Origin of the sequence: Stenotrophomonas sp. NY11291, assembly GCF_023277365.1 — a bacterium.
Lineage (GTDB): Bacteria > Pseudomonadota > Gammaproteobacteria > Xanthomonadales > Xanthomonadaceae > Stenotrophomonas > Stenotrophomonas geniculata.
On record NZ_CP096975.1, the window covers coordinates 3,738,830 to 3,761,821 of the forward strand.

Here is a 22,992-nt window from a genome sequence, read left to right on the forward strand (position 1 = left end):
ATGTAAGCTCGGTCGCCGCATCCATGCGGCTCACGCCCCCGCAACCGGACCCACCCCGCCTTCGACAGATCTCCGCAATCTGCCGGAATGGCATGGCCGGCTCTGCCTGCTCTTGGTGGGTGTCGACCTTGGTCGACACGGTAGATCCACGCCATGCGTGGATGGATCTCTGGATGAATCGACGGTGGAGATTAAATCTCCACCTGCGCACCGAGTTCCACCAGCCGGTTACCCGGAATCCGGAAGAAGCCGGTCGCAGGAGCAGCATTCCTGTGCATCAGCGCGAACAGCTTGTCGCGCCAGATCGGCATGCCGCGATTGGCGGTGGCCACGATGGTCTCGCGGCTGGCGAAGAAGGTGGTGTCCATCGGGTCGAAATAGATGCCACCGTGGTCGCACGAGCGCATCAGCGCCAGCGGCACGTCCGGGGTTTCCATGAAGCCGAAGCGCACGTAGACGCGATAGAACTCGTCGCCTACCGATTCGATCTTCAGTCGCTGCCCTTCCATCGCATACGGAATCGGCAGGGTTTCCACGTGCAGGAACACGTTGCGCTCGTGCAGCACCTTGTTGTGCTTGAGGTTGTGCATCAGCGCATGCGGGGCCACGGTCGGGTCGGCGGTGAGGAATACCGCAGTGCCCGGCACGCGTACCGGCGGTGCCAGCATCAGGCCCGGCAGGAAGGTATCCAGGCGGATGCCGTCCTTGCGGATCTCATCGCGCAGCAGCTCGCGGCCACGGCGCCAGGTACGCATCATGGTGAACAGGAAGATGCCCAGCACCACCGGGAACCAGGCGCCCTGCAGCAGCTTGGCGCCGTTGGCGATGACGAAACCGAGGTCGATGATGAAGAACACCACGCACAGCGGCAGGATCCACTTGCGGGCCTTCGGCCACAGCGAGCGTGCCACCAGGGCCAGCAACAGGGTGTCGATCAGCATCGTCGCCGACACGGAGATGCCGTAGGCCACGGCCAGGTTGGACGAGCTGCGGAAGGCCAGCACCAGGCCGATCACCATCACCGCGATGCCCCAGTTGATGCCCGGGATGTAGATCTGGCCGATGGTGTCGTGCGAGGTGTGCTTGATGCGCATGCGCGGGATGTAGCCCAGCTGCATGGCCTGGCGCGAGACCGAGAACGCACCGGTGATGACCGACTGCGAGGCGATCACCGCGGCCATGGTGGCCAGGATGATCATCGGATACAGCGCCCACGGCGGCACCGCCTCGAAGAAGGGGTTCTTCAGCGCCTCTGGGTGGTTGAGCACCAGTGCGCCCTGCCCCAGGTAGTTCAGCACCAGGCACGGCAGAACGAAGAAATACCAGGCGTGGCGGATCGGCTTGGCGCCGAAATGGCCCATGTCGGCGTACAGCGCTTCGCCGCCGGTCACTGCCAGCACCACCGCGCCGAGGATGAAGATGCCGTGCCAGCTGTGCTCCATGAAGAAGCGGATCGCCCACCAGGGGTTGAAGGCCTTCAGCACTTCCGGCGCGTCGACGATGTTGTAGATACCGATCGCGGCCAGCGAAATGAACCAGACCGACGTGATGGGGCCGAAGGCCTTGCCGATCTTCTCGGTGCCAAAGCGCTGCGCGGCAAACACCATCAGCAGTACCACCACGGTGATCGGCACGATGAAGGCATGCAGGCCCGGCGCGGCCACCTCCAGGCCTTCGACGGCGCCCAGCACCGAAATCGCCGGCGTGATCACGCCATCGCCGAAGAACAGCGAGGCACCGAAAATGCCGAGGATGCCGACCACGTACGCCGAGCGTGACCCGTTGCGCAGCGTGCGCTGGGTCAGCGCCATCAGCGCCATGATGCCGCCTTCGCCGTCATTGTCGGCGCGCATGATGATGGTCACGTACTTCAGCGTGACCACGATGTTCAGTGCCCAGAACGCCAGCGAGAGCACGCCCAGTACCGTGTCGTGGTCGCTGTTGAGCCCGTAGTGCGGCGAGAACGCCTCCTTCAGGGTGTACAGCGGGCTGGTACCGATATCGCCGAAGACCACGCCGATCGCACCGATGATCAGCGCCATGCCTCCGGCTGGAGGGGCGTGACCATGGCCGCCTGGGGCGGCGGCGTGCGGGGTTTGACTGCTGGACATGGGACTCCTGGCGAAGCTCAGGCGGTGGGTTGGGGGAAAGAAAGGCAGGTCAGCGCAGCGCCGACTGCAGCGCCTTGCGGATCACGGTGGCCACTTCGTCGCCCTCATTGAAGGCGTCGCGGGCCATGCGCGCGGCTTCGGCCGGCTTGTAGCCCAGCTGCTGCAACGCCACGGTCGCATCGGACAGCGGGTCGGCCGGAGCCGGGCCACTGCCGGTGGGCAGCGCGCCGCCGGCACCGAACTGGGCGGCGCGGTCACGCAGCTCCAGCACCATGCGCTCGGCGGTCTTCTTGCCGATGCCCGGAATGCGGGTCAGCGCGGTGATGTCACCGGCCTGGACCATGCGCGCGAACTCCTCGACGGTGACGCCGGACAGCACGGCCAGCGCGATCTTCGCGCCGATGCCACTGACCTTCTGCACGTCGCGGAACAGGCGCCGCTCGCCCTCGCGCAGGAAGCCGTACAGCGAGACGCTGTCTTCCTTCTGCGCGTAATGGGTGTACAGGGTGACCTCGCGGCCGAGCTCGGGCAGGTCATAGAAGGTGCTCATCGGCGCCTCCAGCTCGTAGCCCACTCCGTTCACGTCCACCACCAGCCACGGCGGCGCCTTGTAGGCGACGATGCCGCGCAGTCGACCGATCATTGCGTGCAGCTCCTCATTTGCGGCCCCACGCCTGGCGGGCACTGAGCCCCAGGCGGTTGGCCGTCGCCCTTACGTGGGCATGGGTGATCGCCACCGCCAACGCGTCGGCCGCGTCGGCCTGCAGCTTGGTTTTCAGGTTGAGCATGAGCCCGACCATGTGTTGAACCTGTTGCTTTTCGGCGCCACCACGCCCGACCACCGCCAGCTTGATCTCGCTGGCGGCATATTCATGCACCGGCAGGTCGCGCAGCACCACGGCGGAAATCGCCGCGCCACGGGCCTGGCCCAGCTTCAGTGCCGAATCGGGGTTGCGGGCCATGAACACGCGTTCGATGGCCACTTCCTGCGGCTGGTACTCGCGGCACAGGTCAGCCAGGCCCAGCACCAGCAGCTTCATGCGCTGCGGGAAGTCGTCGGCGCCCAGCAGCACCAGCGGCTGGTGATGCACGTGGCTGACCTTTCCGGTGGCGTCGACATCAATGATGCCGACCCCGGTCCGCTGCGAACCGGGGTCGATGCCGAGGATGCGGGTCATGCTGCACTCCTGGCGGGGTGGAACGGAAAGCGCTGGCAGGCGTATGGGCTCATGACTGTCCGCGGTGACCGTTCAACGGCCCGCGCCCAGGCCGTCGTGGACGGCTCAGGCGTAGGCGTCGGCGCCGAGTTCGGCGTTGGAATACACGTCCTGCACATCGTCCAGGTCTTCAAGCATGTCCAGCAGCTTCTTGACCTGCAGGGCAACCTCGCCCTCGACCTTGATGTCGTTGTCCGCGCGGAAGGTGATTTCGGCGTGGTCGGCGACATGGCCGGCGGCGGCCATTGCGTCCTTGACCGCGTTGAACGCGTCAGGGCTGGTGACCACGTCGATCGCGCCGTCTTCCGGGTAGACCACGATGTCGTCGGCGCCGGCCTCGATGGCGACCTCGGTGATGGCTTCCTCGTCGACGCCCGGGGCGAAGCTGAGCACGCCCAGGCGCTTGAACATGAAGGCCACCGAGCCTTCGGTGCCCATGTTGCCGCCGCACTTGCTGAACGCATGGCGGACATCGGCCACGGTGCGCACGCGGTTGTCGGTCAGGCAGTCGACGATCACTGCCACGCCGCCCGGGGCATAGCCCTCGTAGCGGATTTCCTCGTAATCGACGCCTTCCAGTTCACCGGTGGCCTTCTTGATGGCGCGCTCGATCACGTCCTTGGACATGTTCACGGCCAGGCCCTTGTCCATCGCCACGCGCAGGCGCGGGTTGTTGTTGGGGTCGCCTCCACCGCCGCGCGCGGCAACGCCGATCTCACGGATGATCTTGGTGAAAATCTTGCCGCGCTTCGCGTCGGACGCGTTCTTGCGGGCTTCGATGGAGGGGCCTCTACCCATGGGTGCTACCGTCTGGCTGCTTCAGGATCAAGGCGCGGATTCTACCTGATCGGGCGCTGCAACCGTGTCTAGGCCCGATGGATGCCGCTGCGCTCGCCGGGCATGGCCCGGCGCTACCGCTGGCGATCTGGCGGTGCTTTTCCCGGTAGCGCCGGGCCATGCCCGGCGAAGAGCGTGCGAACCAACGGTTCGCACCCACCCTGGTGCCGTTCGCACCCACCCTGGCAGGCCGTTCGCTCCCACCAACTTACGCGGCGGCGACGTCGCGGCTGTGGTCGAAACGGCCATGGCGCAGGAAATGGGCGGTCTGCCGTGCGGCGTCGGGCGACACCACCAGGCCACTGTGGCTGGTGCGGACCACGCAATGGTCGGCCAGGCCCGGCAGGCGCGTCTCAGCCAGGGCCACGGTGCCGTCGGAGGCATCGTCGATGGCCCCCAGCAGGCTGCCCAGCCCATGCGGCACCGAACCGGCGATCAGGCCAACCTCGGCCCTGCCCTGCCAGTCCGGCAGGCCATCCAGCAGCAGGTCGCTGCTGCGCCCCAACGCGAGGCCCCAGCCGTGCTCGGACAACGAACGCGCAGTGCCACTGCCGCGCAGCGGCGAGCCCAGGCAGACCACGCGCTGCACATCCAGCTGCGGCTGGCGGCGCAAGGCCTCCAGCGCCAGCAATCCCCCCAGGCTGTGTCCGACCAGCGACAACGGGCCGGCATCGGTCAGCCGCTCCAGCAGCTGCGGCACGGCCACGTCGGGACCACCGAATACCGAGGAATAGCCGAACGCGTGCACCTGGAAACCACGTGCGCGCAGGCGCCAGGCCAGCGGCCCGACCCAGGCACGGGCATTCCAGATGCCATGCAGCAGCAATACGGGGGGAGTCATGCAAACAGCCTGGCGGTCAGCGGGGCGGGAACGTACGGTGATTGAACACGCGCGCGCAGCAAGCGGCGGTGAACGTCAGGCTGCGCGCGGTGTGCGGCGCAGGATGAATTCAAGATCGTGGGTGTCGCCGACCGGGAACAGATATTCGCCCGCCTTCTCGAATCCATAGCGGGCGTAGAAGCGCTGTGCGCCGAAGTTCTCCGACCACACGCCCAGCCACAGCGTGCGCGGGCCTTCGTGCTCCAGCCAGGCCAGCGCGGTTTCCAGCAGGCGGCTGCCCCAGCCACAGTTCTGCTGGGCCTTGATCAGGTACAGGCGCTTGAGTTCGCCGTCACCGGGTTTCACCTCGGGATGCGGCAGGCCACAGGGGCCGGCGGCGGCATGGCCGACCGCCTCCCCGTCCAGCTCCAGCAGCCACACCGCGTAGTCGGGGTGGGCCAGGATCACGCGCTGGCGCTCGACCGTGTAGGCCTCCTCAAGGAAGGCCTGCAGGTCCTGCGGCGGATACAGATGGCCGAAGGTTTCGGTGAACGTGCGGGCAGCCAGCGCCGACAGGGTCGGCGCGTCGTCCACAGTGGCGCGGCGGATCGAATACATGCAGGAAGTTGACGTCAGGGCGTAGGGCGGGTCAAGCCTTTTCAGGCGATTCCGCTTCTTCTTCCTCGTCCTCTTCCTCGTATTCCTCTTCGTCCTCGTCCTCTTCTTCCTCGCCTTCCTCGTCCTCGTCGTACTCTTCCTCTTCGTCGTCCTCATAATCCTCGACGCCGAAGTCTTCACCGTCCCAACGGCCTTCGCCGTCGGCGACGAAGGTCAGGGCCATCGCCGCCGGGTTGGTACCCACACGAACCAGCCACCCCCCGAACACGCGTGCACGCTCGGTGACCAGATTGGCCTCGGCGCCTTCATTGCCCAGCTTTTCCCACTCCAGCGAAAACGCGAACTCGGTCATTGCCTGGATCTCCTGATCAGTTGGTCTTGGGGCGAACCTGGATGTGCACTTCGGCCAGCTGCGCGTCGACGATCGGCGACGGCGCGTCGGTCATCAGATCCTGTGCACCGGTGGTCTTCGGGAACGGGATGACGTCGCGGATCGACTCGGTGCCGGCCATCAGCGCGGCGATGCGGTCGATGCCGAAGGCGATGCCACCGTGCGGCGGCGCGCCGTAGTTCAGCGCGTCGAGCAGGAAGCCGAACTTGGCGCGGGCTTCTTCGGCACCGATGCCGAGCAGCTCGAACACTGCGCTCTGCATGTCCGGACGGTGAATACGGATCGAACCACCGCCGATCTCATTGCCGTTGAGCACCATGTCGTAGCCGCGCGAGACGGCGGTACGGGCGTTGGCGCGCAGGTCGGCGATGTCGTCCACGGCCGGTGCGGTGAAGGGGTGATGCAGGGCGACGTAGCGCTGTTCTTCCTCGTCCCACTCGAACATCGGGAAGTCGGTGACCCACAGCGGTGCCCAGCCGTCGGCGACCAGGCCGAAGTCCTTGCCGGCCTTCAGGCGCAGCGCGCCCATGAAGTCGGAGACCTTGTTGTAGCCACCGGCACCGAAGAACACGATGTCGCCGTTGCCGGCACCGACGTGCGCGACCAGCGCAGCGAAGGATTCCTCGCTGAAGAACTTCTGGATCGGCGAGCTGACTTCGCCGTTGTCGGCGATCTTGATGTAGGCCAGACCCTTGGCACCGTACTTGGCGGCATGCGCGGCGTACTCGTCGATCTGCTTGCGGCTGAGCGCTGCACCGCCCGGGATGCGCAGCGCGGCAACGCGGCCTTCGGCATCGTTGGCCGGGCCGGTGAACACGGCAAATTCGCTGTCCTTGACCAGCTCGGCCACGTCCACCAGTTCCAGCGCGATGCGCAGGTCCGGCTTGTCCGAACCGTAGCGACGCATCGCCTCGGCCCAGGTCATGCGCGGGAAGCTGGCGTCCAGCTGCACGTCCACCACTTCCTTGAAGATGGCGCGGATCATGTCTTCGACGAAGTCCTGCACGTCGCGCTCGCGGACGAAGGCGAATTCCATGTCCAGCTGGGTGAATTCCAGCTGGCGGTCGGCACGCAGGGCTTCGTCGCGGAAGCAGCGCGCGATCTGGTAGTAACGGTCGAAGCCGGCCACCATCAGGATCTGCTTGAACAGCTGCGGGCTCTGCGGCAGGGCGTAGAACTCGCCCGGGTGCATGCGCGCCGGCACCAGGAAGTCGCGGGCGCCTTCCGGGGTGGCCTTGGTCAGGATCGGGGTCTCGATGTCCTGGAAGCCCTTCTCGTCCAGGTGGCGGCGCAGGGCCTGCACCAGCTTGATGCGGGTGCGCTGCATGCGCTGCATTTCCGGGCGGCGCAGGTCCAGGTAGCGGTACTTCAGGCGGGTTTCTTCGCCCGGGTTCTCGTGGGCGTGGAACGGCAGCGGCGCGGCCTTGTTCAGCACGGTGATGGCAGTGGCGATCACTTCCACCTTGCCGGTGCGCATCTTGTCGTTCACCGCGTGGCGGGCACGCACCACGCCTTCCACCTGCAGCACGTCCTCGTAGCCCAGCGACGCGGCCACGGCAAACACGTCGGCGTTGTCGACTTCCACGGTCACCTGCACGATGCCTTCATGATCCCGGAGATCGATGAAGCAGACGCCGCCCTGGTTACGGGCCACGTCGGTCCAGCCGGCGAGGGTGACAGTCTGGCCAATCAGGGTCTCATCGACCAGGCCGCAGAAGTGGGTACGCATGGGGGGGAAGCTCCGCTGGAGAACGCCGGCACCGGATGGGGGCCGGAAAGCCTCGTATTCTGCGGCCGAGGCCCCGGCCGGGGCAAATCCGGCCAGTCACACTGGCTTGATCGGCCCCCTCCCTATAGTCGGGCACCTGCCACCGTATGGGATGCCGCCATGAAACCGCTGTCCCTGGCCAGCCTGGCCGTAACCTTCAGCCTGGGTGCCCTGGGTACCCTTGCCCTGCCCGCCCCTTCCGCACATGCGCAGAGCGGCGTGGTCCGCTGTGAAAGCCAGAACAACCGCGAACGGGTCTGCAACACCGGCTGGCGCAATGCGCAGCTGGTGCGCCAGCTGTCCGGCTCGGACTGTGATGAAGGACGAACCTGGGGCAGCCGTAACGGCAGCATCTGGGTCACCAACGGCTGCCGCGCGGAGTTCGTCGAGGCCCGCGGTGGCTGGGGCGGCGGTAATGGCGGTGGCTGGGGCGGCAACAACGGCCGACCCGGCGAGACCATCCGCTGCGAGAGCCAGAACAACCGTGAGCGCAGCTGCCCGGTCGGCTGGCGCAATGCCCGCCTGGTCCGCCAGCTGTCTGGCAGCCCCTGCAACGAAGGGCGTACCTGGGGCGTGCGCAATGGCGCGGTCTGGGTCAGTGGCGGTTGCCGTGCCGAATTCGCCGAAGCCCGTGGCTGGGGCGGTGGCGGCGGTGGCTGGGGCGGCGGAAACAGCAATTACACGGTGACCTGCAGCAGCAACAACAATCGCTCGCAGACCTGCGACTGGGATGAGCGCCAGGGCCGCCCGGTACTGCAGCAGCAGCTGTCCGGCAGTGCCTGCCAGGAAGGCCGCAGCTGGGGCTACTCACGTGGCCAGGTGTGGGTGAGCAACGGCTGCCGGGCGCGTTTCGGCACGCGGTGAGGGGTAGCGCCGGGCCATGCCCGGCGAGCGCGGTGGCGCGGTCAACTGCAGAAGACCCGCCGGGCACGGCCCGGCGCTACCGGGCTGGCTGCGCGGCCTCATCACCCCAAGGCGGCGGCGGCAGGTCGACCGGCTTGCTCAGATCGAACTGCACGCGGAAGCGGCGGCCGTCCGGGCGCGTCAGCTCGTAGACGAACGTCTGGTCGGGGTCGATTTCCATCGCCCAGATGTTGTGCGTGGAGGCCAGCATGTCGGCGCGGCGGAACATCGCCACCGAATCGGCATCGGCCGGGAACTGCTGGCGCTCGGCAGTGCCCGGCGGCGTGCTGTCGCCACCGTACAGGGTGATCGCGTCGGGGCTGCCGTCTTCGTGGCGATGGTCGTGCTTCAGGCGCAGCCCGTTCGGCGTGCGGATCAGCCCCCACGTACGCGAGTGGTCATCCCCCACGTGGAACGGGATGCGCAGCTCATGCGCCGGGTCGGCACAGCCGCGCACATGCATCACCAGGCGCTGCCCGGCGAACGGATCCTTGCCGGTCGGTGCCGGCGTGTCCTCCACCACCTTGCCGGCGTATGCCTGGCCGCAATGCGCGGCGATGGCGGCCATGAAGGCATCGGCCGGTGCGGTCGCCAGATCATGGGCGACCGTGTCGGAGCGCTGCGTACAGGCAGCAAGGCTGAGCAGGAGGACGGAAGCGGTGACGGCGGCAGGCAGTTTCATACCCCAACCCTAACGGCCATGGCCGAAGTGCGCAAACCGCACGCGCAGCATCCGCTCAGCGATCGAGGGCAGATGCCGCCGGCAGTGTTTCTGTGGCTGCCACCGGCGCGGCTTCGCCTTCACCCGCAGGTTCCTGCTCAACCGGATCGACATCGAACGGGGTACGGAACACCAGCGACGGCAGCAGCGTGGTCAACGCCGCATACAGCAACAGCGCGCCGAACAGCACCGCCGGAATCTGGAAGCGCTCGCGCATGATCGCCGCCAGCACCAGGGTGAAGATCAGGGTCGGCGCCAACGCCAGCGAGACCCGCAGGCTGCTGCGGAAGCTCTCGCCGAACATCACCCGGCGCTGCAGCCAGACCACGCCGATGCGCAGCGGCAGCACCACCAGGGTGATCACGATACCCAGCCCCAGCGCCTCGAAGCTGAGCGCTTCGGCGGGCACCTTGGTGCCGGCGTTGAAGAAGTAGAACGGCACGAAGAACGAGGCGAACAGGCGCAGCGCGTGCAGGTTCTCGTGCGAGGCCAGCAGCGGCATGCGCTGGTGCAGCAGGCGCGCGACCAGCCCGGCGATGAACGCGCCGACCAGGTAGTACACGCCCAGCAGGTAGGTGATGTAGGCCGCGACCATGCCCACCATCACCAGCAGCGAGAATTCCGAGCCCGGCGCGTGCGGCGCCACCCAACGGCCCAGGCCGATGAACAGCAGCGGCAGGCCGACCATCATCGCCAGCAGGGCCAGGCTGGACAGCGCCATATGCCCCGGATCGCCCGCCTGTAGCACGATGAACAACGCCGCCAGCGCCAGCAGTTCGCCGGCGATGGCCTTGCTGGTCACCCAGAACCGCTCGTCCTCGCTCAGGCCCAGCCGCGACAGCGAATCCATGATGAAACCGGTGGAGGGCGTCAGCAGCGCCAGGGCCAGCAGGCCGGCAGCCTGCCAGGGCAATCCCGCGTAGCGCCAGGCCAGCCAGCCTACGCCGAACAGCGTGCCGGTACGGATCACCAGATGCGCCAGCAGCGGCCACATGCCACGGCGCAGCGCCTGCAGGTCCACTTCCAGGCCGGCGAACAGGAACAGCGAGGAAATCCCCAGCGTGGCCAGCAGGCCGATCACCGCATCGTGGGCCTGGTCGCCCAGCCAGAGCATGCCGATGATGCCGAACAGCAGGCAGGTCAGCGGTGCGGGCAGGCTGAAGCGCTGCAGCGCGCGCGGGATCACCAGCAGCGCGAAGATCAGCAGCAGGTAGATCAATTCATGGCTCATCGGGGTCTTCCGTGGGGTTCGAACGCGCGCAGGATGCGCGCGCCGAACCGATCCGGCAAGCCACGTTTGAATGACCCCGGTTACCTCATCCAATCAGTCGATCGGCGATCCGGCCCACCTGGGCCAGCACCAGGGCGCGCTGCTCATTGCTGATCGCGCCGGCCTGCAGATAGGCGGTCAGCACCCACGGCGCGCCGCCCGCGCGCGGCCACAACACGGCGATGTCGTTGCGCGCGTCCTCGCCATTGCTGCCGGTCTTGTCGCCAACGCGCCAGCGCTTGCCGAGGCCCGCGCGCAGGCAGGCGTCGCCGGTCTCGTTGTCGATCAGCCAGTCGGCCAGCTGCTGCCGCGACGCCGGCTGCAGCACTTTCCCCAGCACCACACGCTGCAGCGAACCAGCCATCGCCGCCGGTGTGGTGGTGTCGCGCGGGTCGCCTTCGGCGAAGCTGTTCATTTCCGGCTCCAGCCGGTCGCTGCGGCTGACCGCATCACCGCTGGCGCGCAGGAACGCGGTCACCGCCGGCGGGCCACCGACCACGCCGAACAACAGGTTGGCGGCGGTGTTGTCGCTGGTGATGATCGTGGCCCGGCACAGGTCGCGCACGGTCATGTCCTTGCCGGCATGACGGCGGGTGACCGGTGCGTGCGAGAGCAGGTCGGCCTCGCGCACCGGCACGCGCCGGTCGAGCAGCGCGGGTGCGCGCTCGGCCTGGCTGAGCACGGTCGCGGCCAGCATGCTCTTGAAGGTGCTGCACATCGGGAAGCGCTCGTCCTGGCGATGGCCGACGCGGCGACTGCTTGCGGTATCGAGCAGGGTCACGCCCAAGCGTCCTGCGCAGGCCTTTTCCAGCGCGGCAAAATCACCGGCGGCGTTGATGGCGGCATCTGTGGGTGCGTTGGCGGCGGCTTTGCCCGCTGCACGTGCCAGCAGCGGCAGGGCAAGCGAGGAAGCAACAGCGGCACCACTGAACTGCAGGAATCGGCGACGGGCGAGCATGCGAGGGTTCTCCTGGGGACCGTTCGATTATTGGAACCCACGGCCAGGACGACCAGCGCGAAAATTCAGCACCAGCCATTAGATTTATTGATGTCTATTGCATCAATTCCTGCGATTAGCGACCTTCCCTGCCCAGGCGTTAGGATCAGCCATCATCCAGGCTCACGACTCGACGATGCTGCACCCCACCCTGCCGCTGAACGCGCTGCGCGCCTTCGAGGCCGCCGCCCGCCACCAGAACTTCACCCGTGCCGCACTGGAGCTGTGTGTCAGCCAGGCCGCGCTGAGCCACCAGATCCGTGGGCTGGAGGACCGGCTCGGCATCCGCCTGTTCCACCGACTGCCTCGCGGCGTGGCGCTCACCGACGAAGGCGCGGCGCTGTATCCGGTGCTCAACGAATCGTTCGAGCGCATCTCCGCCAGCATCGCGCGCTATACCGGCGGGCCGGCCCGTGAAGTGCTGACGCTGGGCGTGGTCGGCACCTTCGCCACCGGCTGGCTGCTGCCACGGCTGGCCGCGTTCGAGGCCGCGCATCCGGACATCGAGCTGCGCCTGCAGACCCACAACAACCGTATCGACCTGGCCGGCGAAGGCCTGGACCTGGCCATCCGGTTTGGTGATGGCGACTGGCAGGGTCAAGCCTGTACGGCGATCCTCGATGCGCCCTTCGCACCGCTGTGCGCGCCGGCACTGGCGCGGCGGCTGAAACAGCCGCGCGACCTGGGCACGCTGTCGCTGCTGCGCTCCTACCGCAGCGACGAATGGCCGCGCTGGTTGCAGGCGGCAGGAGTGAGTGGCGTGGAAGCCCGCGGGCCGGTGTTTGATTCGTCGTTGACGGTGGCGATGGCCGCGGTCGGCGGCGCCGGCGTGGCGCTGCTGCCGCTGCGCATGTTCGAGCAGGAGCTGGCCGAAGGTCGCCTGCTGCAGCCGTTCAGCACCACGCTGGAGCTGGGGCGCTACTGGCTGACGCGATTGCGCTCGCGCGCCGAGCGTGAACCGGCGAAGCGATTCCGCGAATGGCTGCAGGCGCAGGGATGAAACGCAGGCGACGTGGGTAGCGCCGGGCCATGCCCGGCGGCTTTTGCGATCCGTTGCGCTCGCCGGGCATGGCCCGGCGCTACCGATGGCATCAGGACTCCAGCAGTTCCATCCACGCTGCCTCAGCTTTTTCCAGCTGGGCGGCGGCGGTTTCGCGGTCACGGCCGATCACCGCCATCCGGGTGGCATCGGCGTAGTTGGCCGGGTCGGCCAACTGGCGGTCCAGCTCGGCCAGCGCGCCTTCCAGCTCGGCTACCTTGGCCTCGGCGGCGGCCAGCTTGTGCGGGTTCACCGGCTTTTTCTGCACCACCTGCGCCACCGGCGCGGTCTTGACCACCACCGGCTCTTCCACCTGCTCCATGCGGGCCTTGGTGCCCTGTGCCTGCGGGCGGGTACGCAGCCACGCGGCGTAGGCATCCAGATCGCCGTCGAACGGCTCGACCACGCCATCAGCCACGCGCCAATAGGTATCGCAGACCAGGCCGATCAGGTGGCGGTCGTGCGAGACCATCACGATCGCGCCTTCGAAGGTGGCCAGTGCTTCGGCCAGCGCTTCGCGCATTTCCAGGTCAAGGTGGTTGGTCGGTTCGTCCAGCAGCAGCACGTTCGGCTGCTGCCAGGCGATCAGCGCCAGCGCCAGGCGCGCACGCTCGCCACCGGAGAAACCATCGACCGGCTCGAACGCGCGGTCGCCCGGGAAATTCCACTTGCCAAGGAAATCGCGGAACGACTGGTTCGGCGCATCCGGGGCGATTTCGCGGAAGTGCTCCATCGGCGACTGGCCTTCGTGCAGCGACTCCACCGTGTGCTGGGCGAAGTAGCCGATCTTCAGGTCGGGATGCGCCATTCGCTCGCCCACGATCGGTGCCAGTTCGCCCACCAGGGTTTTCACCAGGGTGGTTTTACCCGCACCGTTCGGGCCGAGCAGGCCGATGCGCTGGCCCGCTTCCAGGCCGAAGCCGACGTTGTGCAGGATCACCGCATCCTTGCCGTAACCGGCCTCGACGTGGTTCAGGCGAATCAATGAGAACGGCAGCTTGGCCGGCGGCGCGAATTCGATGCGGAACTCGCGCTCGGCACGCACCGCTTCGGTACCGGCCAGCTTGGCCAGGCGCTTCATGCGGCTCTGCGCCTGCGCGGCCTTGCTGGCCTGCGCCTTGAAGCGGTCGATGAAGCTCTGCAGGTGGGCGCGCTCGGCCTGTTCCTTCTCGTGCGCGATCTGCTGCTGGCGCAGCTGTTCGGCGCGCTGGCGCTCGAAGTCGGTGTAGCCGCCCGGGTAGAGCTTGGCGCCGCCACCGTGCAGGTGCAGGGTGTGGGTGGCCACGTTGTCGAGGAACTCGCGGTCATGCGAGATCAGCAGCAGGGTGCCCGGGTACTTCAGCAGCCACTGCTCCAGCCAATACACCGCGTCCAGATCCAGGTGGTTGGTCGGTTCGTCCAGCAGCAGCAGGTCACTGGGCATCATCAGCGCGCGGGCCAGGTTCAGGCGCACGCGCCAGCCGCCGGAGAACGAGGACACCGCGCGATGGTGGGTCTCGGCCGGGAAGCCGAGGCCATGCAGCAGCTTGCCGGCGCGCGCTTCGGCGTCGTAGGCATTGAGCTCGGCCATCTTCGTGTGGGCTTCGGCCACCGCCTCCCAGTCTTCACGGGCGGTGGCCTCGGCCTCGGCGGCCAGCACCGCGGCCACTTCGATGTCGCCGCCCAGCACGAAGCTCAGCGCCGGGTCGGGCAGCGACGGGGTTTCCTGGGCAACGCTGGCGATGCGCACCTTGCCCGGCAGATCGACATCGCCCTTGTCCGCCTCCAGCTCGCCCTTCACCGCCGCGAACAGGCTGGACTTGCCAGCACCGTTGCGGCCGACCACACCCACCCGGTAACCGGCGTGCAGGGTCAGGTCGACATTGGACAACAGCAGCCGCTCGCCGCGGCGCAAGGCGAAATTACGAAGGGAGATCATCGGGGGAGGCGTCCATATAACCGAATGGAATGTGCTGGTGAGCACTGTTCCTGCGACGCAATTCTAGCGTTAACGAATACTTGACGCGCCCCGGGATGCGCAGCGGCCGGCGTTTCTCTCTCCCACGTCCTCGCCGCGCGCCTCCCGGGCCCCTCCCCGCAAGCTCCGATCCGGGCTAAATGGTTGCTTCTGCAACGTTTTTCCCGATGACCGGCATTTGACAGCCACTGAATATCCCGTTAATTCCTGCTTTGCGCACCGCAACAACCGCCGTCCGCCTCACCCCCGTGATGTCGATTCCGGTGCCGCCCCCGCCAACCGGAGCCCCATCCCGATGACCCGCAAGACCAGCCTGATCGCCGCCGCCGTCGCTGTCGCACTCGGTGGCTCTCCGTTCGTTGCCGCTGCCCAGCAGGCCGGCACCGCCGCCAACACCCTGGATACGGTGATCGTCACCGGCACCCGCGTGGCCGACCGCACCGTCGCCGAATCGCAGTCGCCGATCGACATCATCACCCCCGAAGCCCTGCAGTCCACCGGCACCAGCGAGCTGGCCACCGCGCTGTCGCGCGCCCTGCCCTCGCTGAACTTCCCGCGCCCGGCCCTGACCGATGGCACCAGCGGCGTGCGCCCGGCGCAGCTGCGCGGCCTGTCACCCGACCAGGTGCTGGTGCTGGTCAACGGCAAGCGCCGCCACACCTCGGCGATGATCAACGTCAACGGCAGCATCGGCCGTGGCTCGTCGGCGGTGGACATCAATGCAATCCCGATCGCCGCCATCGAGCGCGTGGAAGTGCTGCGCGACGGTGCGTCGGCGCAATACGGCTCGGACGCCATCGCCGGCGTCATCAACATCGTGCTCAAGGGCAGCGGCAGTGGCGGCAGCCTGGCGGTGGACTACGGCCAGTACTCGGCCGGTGACGGCAACAAGTACCAGCTCTCCGGCGATACCGGCGTCGAGTTCGGCAACGGCCGTGGCCGCGTGCACGTGGCCGGCCAGATCAGCCAGCAGGACGAAAGCAACCGCGCCGGCCCGTACCGCGGCACCACACCGAACACCGGCAACTTCCCGAGCATCGGCCAGAAGACCTTCATCGTCGGCGACCCGCGCGTGGATGCGACCGCGGCATCGGCCAACGCCAGCTTCGACTTCAGCGACCACGTGACCGGCTACGCCAGCGCGCTGCTGAGCAACCGCGACATCACCTCGTTCGCGTTCTACCGTTCGCGCAACCACAACGGGCAGAGCGCGCTGCTGGCGCAGACCTACCCGGACGGCTTCGTGCCGGAGATCAACCAGTACTCCAAGGACCGCTCGCTGGTGGCCGGGGTCAAGGGCAACACCGACAACGGCTGGACCTGGGACCTGAGCCTGAACCACGGCGAGAACACTCTGGACTTCCACACCCGCAACAGCATCAACTACAGCCTCGGCGCGACCAGCCCGCGCTCGTTCTACGACGGCACGCTGAAGTACCAGCAGGACATCTTCAATGCCGATCTGACCAAGTCGCTGGACTGGGGCCTGGCCTACCCTGTCACACTGTCCTTCGGCGGTGAGTACCGCAAGGAGAAGTGGGACCAGAACCCGGGCGAACTGAACTCGTACACCGGCAGCGGCGCGCAGGGCTTCGCGGGCTTCACCCCGACCAATGAAGTGCATGCCGACCGCCATAACTACGCGGTCTATGCAGGCCTGGAAGCGGACCTGACCGAGAAGTTCTCGGCGGGCATTACCGGCCGCTACGAGGACTACTCGGACTTCGGCGACCGCTTCTCCGGCAAGCTGTCGGCGCGCTATGCATTCACCGACAAGGTCGCGCTGCGGGCAACCGCCTCCAGTGGCTTCCGCGCACCGTCGCTGGCGCAGCAGGGTTACCAGGCCGTCACCAGCCAGTTCCTCAATGGCGTGTTCGTTGAACGCGGCACCTTCCCGACCACCAGCCCGGCCGCGCAGGCGCTGGGCGCCTCGCCGCTGAAGGCCGAGACCTCCACCTCCTACAGCCTGGGCCTGGTGCTGCAGCCGGTGGACCGCCTGTACATCACCGTCGATGCCTACCAGATCGACATCGATGACCGCATCGCGCTGTCGTCCAGCATCACCACCAACGCCGCCACCAGTGCGCTGCTGGGCACCCTCGGCCTGCCGCAGGTGACCGCGTTCTCGTACTTCACCAACGGCCTGGATACGCGCACCCGCGGCGTCGACTTCGTCTCCAGCTACACCGTGCCGTTCAGCGCCAGCAGCCTGGAGCTGACCGCCGCCTACAGCTACAACGACACCGAAGTGCGCCGCGTCAGTGGCACCCCGGCGGTGTTTGGCACGCTGGGCCTGACCCAGTCACTGATCGGCCGAGATGAGATCGGCCGCATCGAGGACAGCTACCCGCGCGACAAGGCGATCCTGAGCGGCACCTGGCGTTCGGACCACTGGGAACTGGGCCTGGCGGCGACCCGCTACGGCAAGTTCACCGTGCGCAACTCGGCCACCGCGCTGCGCGACCAGACCTACGGCGATGCCTGGGTGGTGGATGCCTCGGCCAGCTACAAGCCGAGCACCAACTGGACCCTGACCGTGGGCGCCGACAACCTGCTGGACAAGTACCCGGACCGCACCGAAGACCTGCAGAACTCCACCTTCGGCATGCTGCCGTACAGCAACTACTCGCCGTTCGGCTTCAACGGCGCGTATGTGTATGGGCGGGTCAAGTACACCTGGTAAGCGGTAGTGCCGGCCGCTGGCCGGCATTCCGTGGCGCGGGTGGGGTAGATCCCTTTTCCTGCAGGAAAAGGGATCTGACCCCATTTGCATTTAAGGTTTGCCGCATCTGGCGCATTAGGTGAAAATCGGGGCATTCCCCCGATTTCCTGCGAGTGCCGATGCACCATGACACCGACCTGATCAACATCGTTGCCGTTGGCCTGGGGCTCGCCTTCATCTTCGGCGCGCTGGCCAACAAGCTCCGCTTGTCCCCTCTGGTCGGTTACCTGGTTGCTGGCATCTGTGTAGGCCCGTTCACCCCCGGCTTCGTCGCCGACCAGGCGCTGGCCAACCAGCTGGCCGAGCTGGGCGTGATGCTGCTGATGTTCGGCGTCGGCCTGCACTTCTCGCTGAAGGACCTGATGGCGGTAAAGGCCATCGCCATCCCCGGCGCCATCGGCCAGATCGCGGTGGCCACCCTGCTCGGCTGGGGCGTGGCCTCGCTGATGGGCTGGCCGGCCATCCATGGCGTCATCTTCGGTTTCTCGCTGGCCACCGCCAGTACCGTGGTGCTGCTGCGGGCGATGGAGGAACGCCGGCTGCTGGAGACAATGCGCGGCAAGATCGCGGTCGGCTGGCTGATCGTGGAAGACCTGGCCTGCGTGCTGGCACTGGTGATGATGCCGGTGATGGCCGGTGTGTTCGGCCCCGAAGCAGCCAAGGAATCGCACTCGCTGGGCAGCGTGCTGGCCGACATCGGCTGGACCTTCGTGCAGCTGGGCCTGTTCGTGGCGGTGATGCTGGTGGTCGGGCGCCGGGTCATTCCGTGGATCCTGGAACGCATCGCCGGTACCGGTTCGCGCGAGCTGTTCACCCTGTCGGTGCTGGCGATCGCGCTGGGCGTGGCGTTCGGCTCGGCCATGTTGTTCGGCGTCTCCTTCGCGTTGGGCGCGTTCTTCGCCGGCATGCTGCTCAACGAATCGGAGCTGAGCCACAAGGCCGCGACCGATTCGCTGCCGCTGCGCGATGCGTTCGCGGTGCTGTTCTTCGTCTCGGTCGGCATGCTGTTCGACCCCAACATCCTCGTCCAGCACCCGTGGCAGGTGCTGGCCACGGTGCTGATCATCATGTTCGGCAAGTCGGCCGCCGCATTCTTCATCGTGCGCGCGTTCGGTCACCCGACCAGCACCGCGCTGACCATCTCGGCCAGCCTGGCGCAGATCGGCGAGTTCGCCTTCATCATCGCCGGCCTGGGCGTGGCACTGCAGATCCTGCCGAAGGAAGGCCAGTCGCTGGTGCTGGCCGGTGCGTTGGTATCGATCATGCTCAACCCGCTGGTATTCGGGCTGCTGGACCGTTGGCAGGCCAAGCAGGAGCAGTCACCCCAGGCCGCCGAGCCCGAAGAGGCCACCGGTCCCTCACGTGACCTGCATGACCACGCCATCGTGATTGGTTATGGCCGCGTGGGCAGCGAACTGGCCCAGGTGCTGCGCGACCGTGGCGTGCCGGTGCTGGTGATCGATGACAACAAGGAGCACGTCGAGCAGGCGCACGCCAAGGGCCTGGCGGCGATCCGCGGCAGCGCCGCCGCCGACCGGGTGCTGGCCGAGGCCCATCCGGAGCGCGCGAAGATTGCGGTGCTGGCGATTCCGCAGCCGCTGGAAGCCGGTGAGGCGCTGGCCAAGCTGCGGGCGATCAACCCGGACCTGACCCTGCTGGCGCGCGCACACAGCGATGCGGAAGTGAAGCATCTGCTGGAACACGGTGCCGATGGCACGGTGATGGCCGAACGTGAGCTGGCGTATTCGCTGGCGGAGATGATCATGTCCACGCCGCCGTACCGGAATCTGGGGCAGCACAGCATTCCGGTGGTGTGAGGGGTGTGGGTGCGGCAGGGCTTGCAGCCCTGCACCTGCCGAGGCAACGGCAAAAGCAAAGGCTGACTATCCGTGGGATGGCGGGGTGGGTCCCCGCTGCTGTTGGTGGGTGTCGACCTTGGTCGACACGGCGGCAAAAAAAAATCCCCGGTCGACCCGCATCGACCGGGGATCTGGATCGCCACGTTGCCATGCCTTGGAGAGGCAGTTCCACCGTAGCGCATCGCGGTGCCGGTGGTGATCGCCTGTAGCGATGACGACCAAGCGCGTAGCTATCAGGCGGCGGCCAGGGCCTGTTCCAGGTCGGCGCGCAGGTCGCCGATGTGCTCGATGCCGATCGACAGCCGCACGGTGTCTTCGCTGACGCCGGCCTTGGCCAGTTCGGCGGCATCCAGCTGGCGATGGGTGGTGGAGGCCGGATGGGTGGCCAGCGACTTCGCATCGCCCAGGTTGACCAGGCGGGTGAACAGCTTCAGTGCATCAAGGAAGCGCGCGCCGGCTTCACGGCCGCCGGGCAGGCCGAAGGTCAGTACGCCCGAGCCGTGTCCCCCCAGGTAGCGCTGCGCGGCGGCGTGCTCCGGGTCGTCGGCCAACCCGGCGTAGCGTACCCAGGCCACCTTGTCGTGCGCCTTCAGGTACTGCGCGACGGCCAGTGCATTGGCATTGATGCGCTCCATGCGCAGGGCCAGGGTCTCGATGCCCTGCAGGATCAGGAACGCATTGAACGGCGACAACGCTGCGCCGGTATTCCGCAGCGGCACCACGCGCGCGCGGCCGATATAGGCCGCCGGCCCCAGCGCTTCGGTGTAGACCACGCCGTGGTAGCTGGGGTCGGGCTGGTTGAGTCGGGCGAAACGCTTCGGCTGCGCCACCCAGTCGAAGCGGCCGGAGTCGATGATCGCGCCGCCGAGGCTGTTGCCGTGGCCGCCCAGGTACTTGGTCAGCGAGTGCACGACGATGTCGGCACCGTGCTCGAACGGGCGCAGCAGGAACGGTGTGGCCACCGTGTTGTCCACGATCAGCGGCACGCCGGCGGCATGCGCGACCTCGGCGATGGCGGCAATGTCGGTGACGTTGCCACGCGGGTTGCCGATCGATTCGACGAACACCGCCTTGGTGCGCTCGTCGATCAGCGCGGCGAACGCGGCCGGATCGGCGGGGTCGGCGAAGCGCGCCTGGATGCCGTACTGCGGCAGCGTGTGGGCCAGCAGGTTGAGGCTGCCGCCATACAGCGCGCTGGAGGCAACGATGTTGTCACCGGCCTCGGCGATGGTCTGGATGGCATAGGTGATCGCGGCCTGTCCCGAGGCCAGCGCCAGTGCGCCGATGCCACCTTCCAGGGCGGCCAGGCGCTGCTCCAGCACGTCGGTGGTGGGATTCATGATGCGCGTGTAGATGTTGCCCGGCACCTTCAGGTCGAACAGGTCGGCCCCGTGCTGGGTGTCATCGAAGGCGTACGCCACCGTCTGGTAGATCGGCACCGCCACCGCGCGGGTGGTCGGATCGGGCCGATAGCCGCCATGCACGGCCAGGGTTTCCAGTTGCCACTGCGGGTCGCTCATTGCACCAGGCTCCATCCGGGGAAACCGCCACCATAGGCCAGCCGGGGCGTGGCACTGAGAGCCGCTGGCGATGACGTCCGTACCGCCGGTTATCAGGTTGGCCCCGATTCAGGCAGCCGTCATGGGCCGTTGCTAGGCTTCGCCGCCGGGCGCTCCTGCCCGGGCACGGAGGCCCCACGCGCATGCAGCCATCCCCTTGGACACCCACCGCCAACGGCACGCCGACACCGGTCCTGCTGGTGGAGGATGATCGTCGCCTGGCCGAACTGGTCAGCGACTACCTGAACGAGCATGGCTTTGCCGTGCAGCACGTCGCCCGTGGCGACCTGGCCGGCGCGGCCTGCCGCCAGCATGCGCCGGAACTGGTGGTGCTGGACCTGATGCTGCCCGGCCTCGGCGGCATCGACGTGTGCCGGCAGATCCGCAGCTTCTCCGACGTGCCGATCCTGATGCTGACCGCGTGCGAGGACGACATCGAGCAGGTACTGGGCCTGGAATCCGGCGCCGACGACTATGTGCACAAGCCGATCGAACCGCGCCTGCTGCTGGCGCGCCTGCGCGCGCTGCTGCGCCGCCGCCACGGCAGCAGCAACACTGGCACGCCCTGCCGGCTGATGCATGGTGAACTGCTGATCGACCGCATGCAGCGCGAGGTGCATCTGCATGGCCAGCCGGTAGACATGGGCACCACCGAATTCGAGATCCTGTGGCTGCTGGCCAGCCAGCCGGGGCAGATCCTGTCGCGCGACCAGATCCTGCAGGCGGTGCGCGGCATCGGCTTCGACGGCCTGGACCGTAGTGTCGATGTCAGCATCGGCAAGCTGCGCCGCAAGCTGGGCGATGACGCGCGCGAACCGCGGCGGATCAAGACCGTGTGGGGCCGCGGCTACCAGTTCAACCCGTCGGCCTGGACCGCATGAAGCGGCTGTTCCTGTGGCTGTGGTTCGTCACTGGTGCCTGCTTCCTGGTGTCGGTGTTTTTCCTCAACCACATCCTGGACGGCATCTACACGCCTGTGCAGGATCGAGTGTTCGTCGAGCAGGTGCGCGGGCAGGTGTACGCCCTGCGCAGTGGCCTGGCCGGCCTGGACGCCGGTCAGCAGCGTGAGCGCCTGCAGCAGTGGCAGCCACACTACGGCATCGCGCTGACCCTGCTCGACAGTCCGCCCGCGCTCGCCCCCCAGGAACAGGCAGCCGTGAAGGCTGATGGCTTCATCGTGCGCGATCAATACCAGCAGGTCCTGCTGCCCATCGAAGGCATCGGAGGCCGCTGGCTGCACCTGCGCCTGCCTGGCGCGGTGCAGATGACGACGTACATGACAATCGCGGCATACCTCAGCATCCTGCTGCTGGTCGGCGCCAGCCTGTACGCCTGGGTGCGCCTGCTCTGGCGCGATCTTGAAGCGCTGCGCCTGCACGCCGACCGCATCGGTGCCGGTGATCTGCAAGCGCGCGCACAGGTCTCGCCGCGCTCGCAGATCCGGGTCATCGTCGAACATTCCAACCGCATGGCCGCGCGCGTAGCCGAACTGGTGCAGCGCCAACGCGACCTGACGCATGCGATCTCGCACGAACTGCGCACGCCGATCGCGCGCGTGGCCTTCGGCCTGGACCTGATGCAGGACAGCGATGACCGCGAGCGCCGAGAACGGCTGGCACAGGGCCTGCACGGCGACCTGGCCGAACTCAACCGGCTGGTCAGCGAACTGCTGGCCTATGAGCGCCTTGAGCATCCCAGCGAAGGCGAGCCGATGCAGCGCATCGAAGCCGACGACTGGCTGCAGGCCTGTCTGGCCGATGCACGCCGTGATGCCGAACGCGGCGGCGTGGTCCTGCGCGTGCAGCCCAGTGCGTTGCCACGGGTGGATGCCGAGCCGCGCCTGCTGCAGCTGGCACTGAGCAATCTGGTGGGCAATGCGCTGCGCCACACGCATTCGCAGGTGGAAGTCTCGCTGGTCGGCGTCGGCGGCCGGGCCTGCCTGCGTGTGGATGACGACGGCCCCGGCATCGCCGAAGCCGATCGCGAGAAGGTGATGCGTCCATTCACCCGCCTGGACGACAGCCGCAGCCGCGACACCGGCGGCTTCGGCCTGGGCCTGGCCATTGTCAGCCGCATCGCCGCCCGCCACGGTGGCGAGCTGCGCATCAGCCGCGCCACGCTGGGCGGCGCGCGCCTGGAAATGCACTGGCCGCTGGCTGCCAGCTGAACGCCCACGGGCACGATTACAGTTGATTACAACTCC

19 protein-coding genes are annotated in these 22,992 nt (G+C 67.4%); 6 read left to right on the forward strand and 13 right to left on the reverse strand.

Going from position 1 to position 22,992, the window contains the following annotated elements; genetic code table 11:
* Positions 1 to 191 precede the first annotated feature (191 nt).
* From M1L61_RS17495 to aspS, 8 genes are all read right to left on the reverse strand, one after another.
* Positions 192 to 2,042 carry a potassium transporter Kup gene (locus M1L61_RS17495; RefSeq protein WP_005418516.1) on the reverse strand — a complete coding sequence of 617 codons (1,851 nt, stop codon included), beginning with the start codon at positions 2,040 to 2,042 and terminating at the stop codon, positions 192 to 194.
* A 118-nt stretch (positions 2,043 to 2,160) separates the two neighbouring features.
* Positions 2,161 to 2,754 (reverse strand): Holliday junction branch migration protein RuvA, encoded by a 594-nt coding sequence (gene ruvA / locus M1L61_RS17500; protein ID WP_010481591.1) that lies wholly within the window; start codon positions 2,752 to 2,754, stop codon positions 2,161 to 2,163.
* A 13-nt stretch (positions 2,755 to 2,767) separates the two neighbouring features.
* A complete protein-coding gene (gene ruvC, locus M1L61_RS17505) occupies positions 2,768 to 3,289 on the reverse strand; it encodes a crossover junction endodeoxyribonuclease RuvC (protein ID WP_010481590.1) in 522 nt (173 codons plus the stop codon).
* 105 nt (positions 3,290 to 3,394) lie between these two features.
* On the reverse strand, positions 3,395 to 4,126 hold the full coding sequence (locus M1L61_RS17510) for a YebC/PmpR family DNA-binding transcriptional regulator (RefSeq protein WP_248853862.1): 732 nt from the start codon (positions 4,124 to 4,126) through the stop codon (positions 3,395 to 3,397).
* A gap of 247 nt (positions 4,127 to 4,373) precedes the next feature.
* On the reverse strand, positions 4,374 to 5,006 hold the full coding sequence (locus tag M1L61_RS17515; RefSeq protein ID WP_099560251.1) for an alpha/beta fold hydrolase: 633 nt from the start codon (positions 5,004 to 5,006) through the stop codon (positions 4,374 to 4,376).
* Positions 5,007 to 5,081: 75 nt separating this feature from the next.
* Complete coding sequence (locus tag M1L61_RS17520) at positions 5,082 to 5,603, reverse strand: GNAT family N-acetyltransferase (protein WP_019337539.1); 522 nt, start codon at positions 5,601 to 5,603, stop codon at positions 5,082 to 5,084.
* Positions 5,604 to 5,634: 31 nt separating this feature from the next.
* Positions 5,635 to 5,955, reverse strand: coding sequence for a hypothetical protein (locus M1L61_RS17525; RefSeq protein WP_019337538.1), 321 nt, complete (start codon positions 5,953 to 5,955; stop codon positions 5,635 to 5,637).
* A 16-nt stretch (positions 5,956 to 5,971) separates the two neighbouring features.
* Complete coding sequence (gene aspS, locus M1L61_RS17530) at positions 5,972 to 7,723, reverse strand: aspartate--tRNA ligase (RefSeq protein WP_010481582.1); 1,752 nt, start codon at positions 7,721 to 7,723, stop codon at positions 5,972 to 5,974.
* Between the two features lie 159 nt (positions 7,724 to 7,882).
* Here aspS and M1L61_RS17535 point away from each other — a divergent pair, with 159 nt between their 5' ends.
* Complete coding sequence (locus M1L61_RS17535) at positions 7,883 to 8,626, forward strand: DUF3011 domain-containing protein (RefSeq protein ID WP_248853863.1); 744 nt, start codon at positions 7,883 to 7,885, stop codon at positions 8,624 to 8,626.
* 76 nt (positions 8,627 to 8,702) lie between these two features.
* Here the strand turns inward: M1L61_RS17535 and M1L61_RS17540 are convergent, their stop codons facing one another.
* From M1L61_RS17540 to blaL2, 3 genes are all read right to left on the reverse strand, one after another.
* Entirely contained in the window at positions 8,703 to 9,347 is a 645-nt protein-coding gene (locus M1L61_RS17540; protein WP_248853864.1) for a hypothetical protein, read from the reverse strand.
* 55 nt (positions 9,348 to 9,402) lie between these two features.
* Entirely contained in the window at positions 9,403 to 10,617 is a 1,215-nt protein-coding gene (locus M1L61_RS17545; RefSeq protein WP_010481576.1) for a cation:proton antiporter, read from the reverse strand.
* A gap of 85 nt (positions 10,618 to 10,702) precedes the next feature.
* Positions 10,703 to 11,614 carry a L2 family extended-spectrum class A beta-lactamase gene (gene blaL2 / locus M1L61_RS17550; protein WP_010481574.1) on the reverse strand — a complete coding sequence of 304 codons (912 nt, stop codon included), beginning with the start codon at positions 11,612 to 11,614 and terminating at the stop codon, positions 10,703 to 10,705.
* Between the two features lie 175 nt (positions 11,615 to 11,789).
* Here blaL2 and ampR point away from each other — a divergent pair, with 175 nt between their 5' ends.
* On the forward strand, positions 11,790 to 12,653 hold the full coding sequence (gene ampR, locus M1L61_RS17555; protein WP_043400524.1) for a LysR family transcriptional regulator AmpR: 864 nt from the start codon (positions 11,790 to 11,792) through the stop codon (positions 12,651 to 12,653).
* A 91-nt stretch (positions 12,654 to 12,744) separates the two neighbouring features.
* Here ampR and M1L61_RS17560 read toward each other — a convergent pair whose 3' ends face one another.
* Positions 12,745 to 14,610, reverse strand: coding sequence for an ABC-F family ATP-binding cassette domain-containing protein (locus M1L61_RS17560; protein ID WP_043400521.1), 1,866 nt, complete (start codon positions 14,608 to 14,610; stop codon positions 12,745 to 12,747).
* 334 nt (positions 14,611 to 14,944) lie between these two features.
* On the opposite strand from M1L61_RS17560, the gene M1L61_RS17565 reads away from it, so the two are divergent.
* Both M1L61_RS17565 and ybaL read left to right on the forward strand, forming a co-directional pair.
* Positions 14,945 to 17,332, forward strand: a complete 2,388-nt coding sequence (locus M1L61_RS17565; RefSeq protein WP_248853865.1) for a TonB-dependent receptor — start codon at positions 14,945 to 14,947, stop codon at positions 17,330 to 17,332.
* Between the two features lie 158 nt (positions 17,333 to 17,490).
* On the forward strand, positions 17,491 to 19,188 hold the full coding sequence (gene ybaL / locus M1L61_RS17570; RefSeq protein WP_010481567.1) for a YbaL family putative K(+) efflux transporter: 1,698 nt from the start codon (positions 17,491 to 17,493) through the stop codon (positions 19,186 to 19,188).
* 275 nt (positions 19,189 to 19,463) lie between these two features.
* On the opposite strand, the gene M1L61_RS17575 is transcribed toward ybaL, so the two are convergent.
* A complete protein-coding gene (locus tag M1L61_RS17575; RefSeq protein WP_248853866.1) occupies positions 19,464 to 20,750 on the reverse strand; it encodes an aminotransferase class I/II-fold pyridoxal phosphate-dependent enzyme in 1,287 nt (428 codons plus the stop codon).
* Positions 20,751 to 20,932: 182 nt separating this feature from the next.
* On the opposite strand from M1L61_RS17575, the gene M1L61_RS17580 reads away from it, so the two are divergent.
* Both M1L61_RS17580 and M1L61_RS17585 read left to right on the forward strand, forming a co-directional pair.
* Entirely contained in the window at positions 20,933 to 21,670 is a 738-nt protein-coding gene (locus M1L61_RS17580) for a response regulator transcription factor (protein ID WP_164194026.1), read from the forward strand.
* A complete protein-coding gene (locus M1L61_RS17585; protein ID WP_010481562.1) occupies positions 21,667 to 22,956 on the forward strand; it encodes an ATP-binding protein in 1,290 nt (429 codons plus the stop codon). Before M1L61_RS17580 ends, M1L61_RS17585 begins: the two co-directional genes overlap by 4 nt.
* Positions 22,957 to 22,992: the final 36 nt, after the last annotated feature.

Coding starts and splice junctions, on each gene's coding strand:
- M1L61_RS17495 (WP_005418516.1), bottom strand. CDS start 2,042: ATGGCGCTGATCATCGGTGCGATCGGCGTGGTCTTCGGCGATATCGGT.
- ruvA (WP_010481591.1), bottom strand. CDS start 2,754: ATGATCGGTCGACTGCGCGGCATCGTCGCCTACAAGGCGCCGCCGTGG.
- ruvC (WP_010481590.1), bottom strand. CDS start 3,289: ATGACCCGCATCCTCGGCATCGACCCCGGTTCGCAGCGGACCGGGGTC.
- M1L61_RS17510 (WP_248853862.1), bottom strand. CDS start 4,126: ATGGGTAGAGGCCCCTCCATCGAAGCCCGCAAGAACGCGTCCGACGCG.
- M1L61_RS17515 (WP_099560251.1), bottom strand. CDS start 5,006: ATGACTCCCCCCGTATTGCTGCTGCATGGCATCTGGAATGCCCGTGCC.
- M1L61_RS17520 (WP_019337539.1), bottom strand. CDS start 5,603: ATGTATTCGATCCGCCGCGCCACTGTGGACGACGCGCCGACCCTGTCG.
- M1L61_RS17525 (WP_019337538.1), bottom strand. CDS start 5,955: ATGACCGAGTTCGCGTTTTCGCTGGAGTGGGAAAAGCTGGGCAATGAA.
- aspS (WP_010481582.1), bottom strand. CDS start 7,723: ATGCGTACCCACTTCTGCGGCCTGGTCGATGAGACCCTGATTGGCCAG.
- M1L61_RS17535 (WP_248853863.1), top strand. CDS start 7,883: ATGAAACCGCTGTCCCTGGCCAGCCTGGCCGTAACCTTCAGCCTGGGT.
- M1L61_RS17540 (WP_248853864.1), bottom strand. CDS start 9,347: ATGAAACTGCCTGCCGCCGTCACCGCTTCCGTCCTCCTGCTCAGCCTT.
- M1L61_RS17545 (WP_010481576.1), bottom strand. CDS start 10,617: ATGAGCCATGAATTGATCTACCTGCTGCTGATCTTCGCGCTGCTGGTG.
- blaL2 (WP_010481574.1), bottom strand. CDS start 11,614: ATGCTCGCCCGTCGCCGATTCCTGCAGTTCAGTGGTGCCGCTGTTGCT.
- ampR (WP_043400524.1), top strand. CDS start 11,790: ATGCTGCACCCCACCCTGCCGCTGAACGCGCTGCGCGCCTTCGAGGCC.
- M1L61_RS17560 (WP_043400521.1), bottom strand. CDS start 14,610: ATGATCTCCCTTCGTAATTTCGCCTTGCGCCGCGGCGAGCGGCTGCTG.
- M1L61_RS17565 (WP_248853865.1), top strand. CDS start 14,945: ATGACCCGCAAGACCAGCCTGATCGCCGCCGCCGTCGCTGTCGCACTC.
- ybaL (WP_010481567.1), top strand. CDS start 17,491: ATGCACCATGACACCGACCTGATCAACATCGTTGCCGTTGGCCTGGGG.
- M1L61_RS17575 (WP_248853866.1), bottom strand. CDS start 20,750: ATGAGCGACCCGCAGTGGCAACTGGAAACCCTGGCCGTGCATGGCGGC.
- M1L61_RS17580 (WP_164194026.1), top strand. CDS start 20,933: ATGCAGCCATCCCCTTGGACACCCACCGCCAACGGCACGCCGACACCG.
- M1L61_RS17585 (WP_010481562.1), top strand. CDS start 21,667: ATGAAGCGGCTGTTCCTGTGGCTGTGGTTCGTCACTGGTGCCTGCTTC.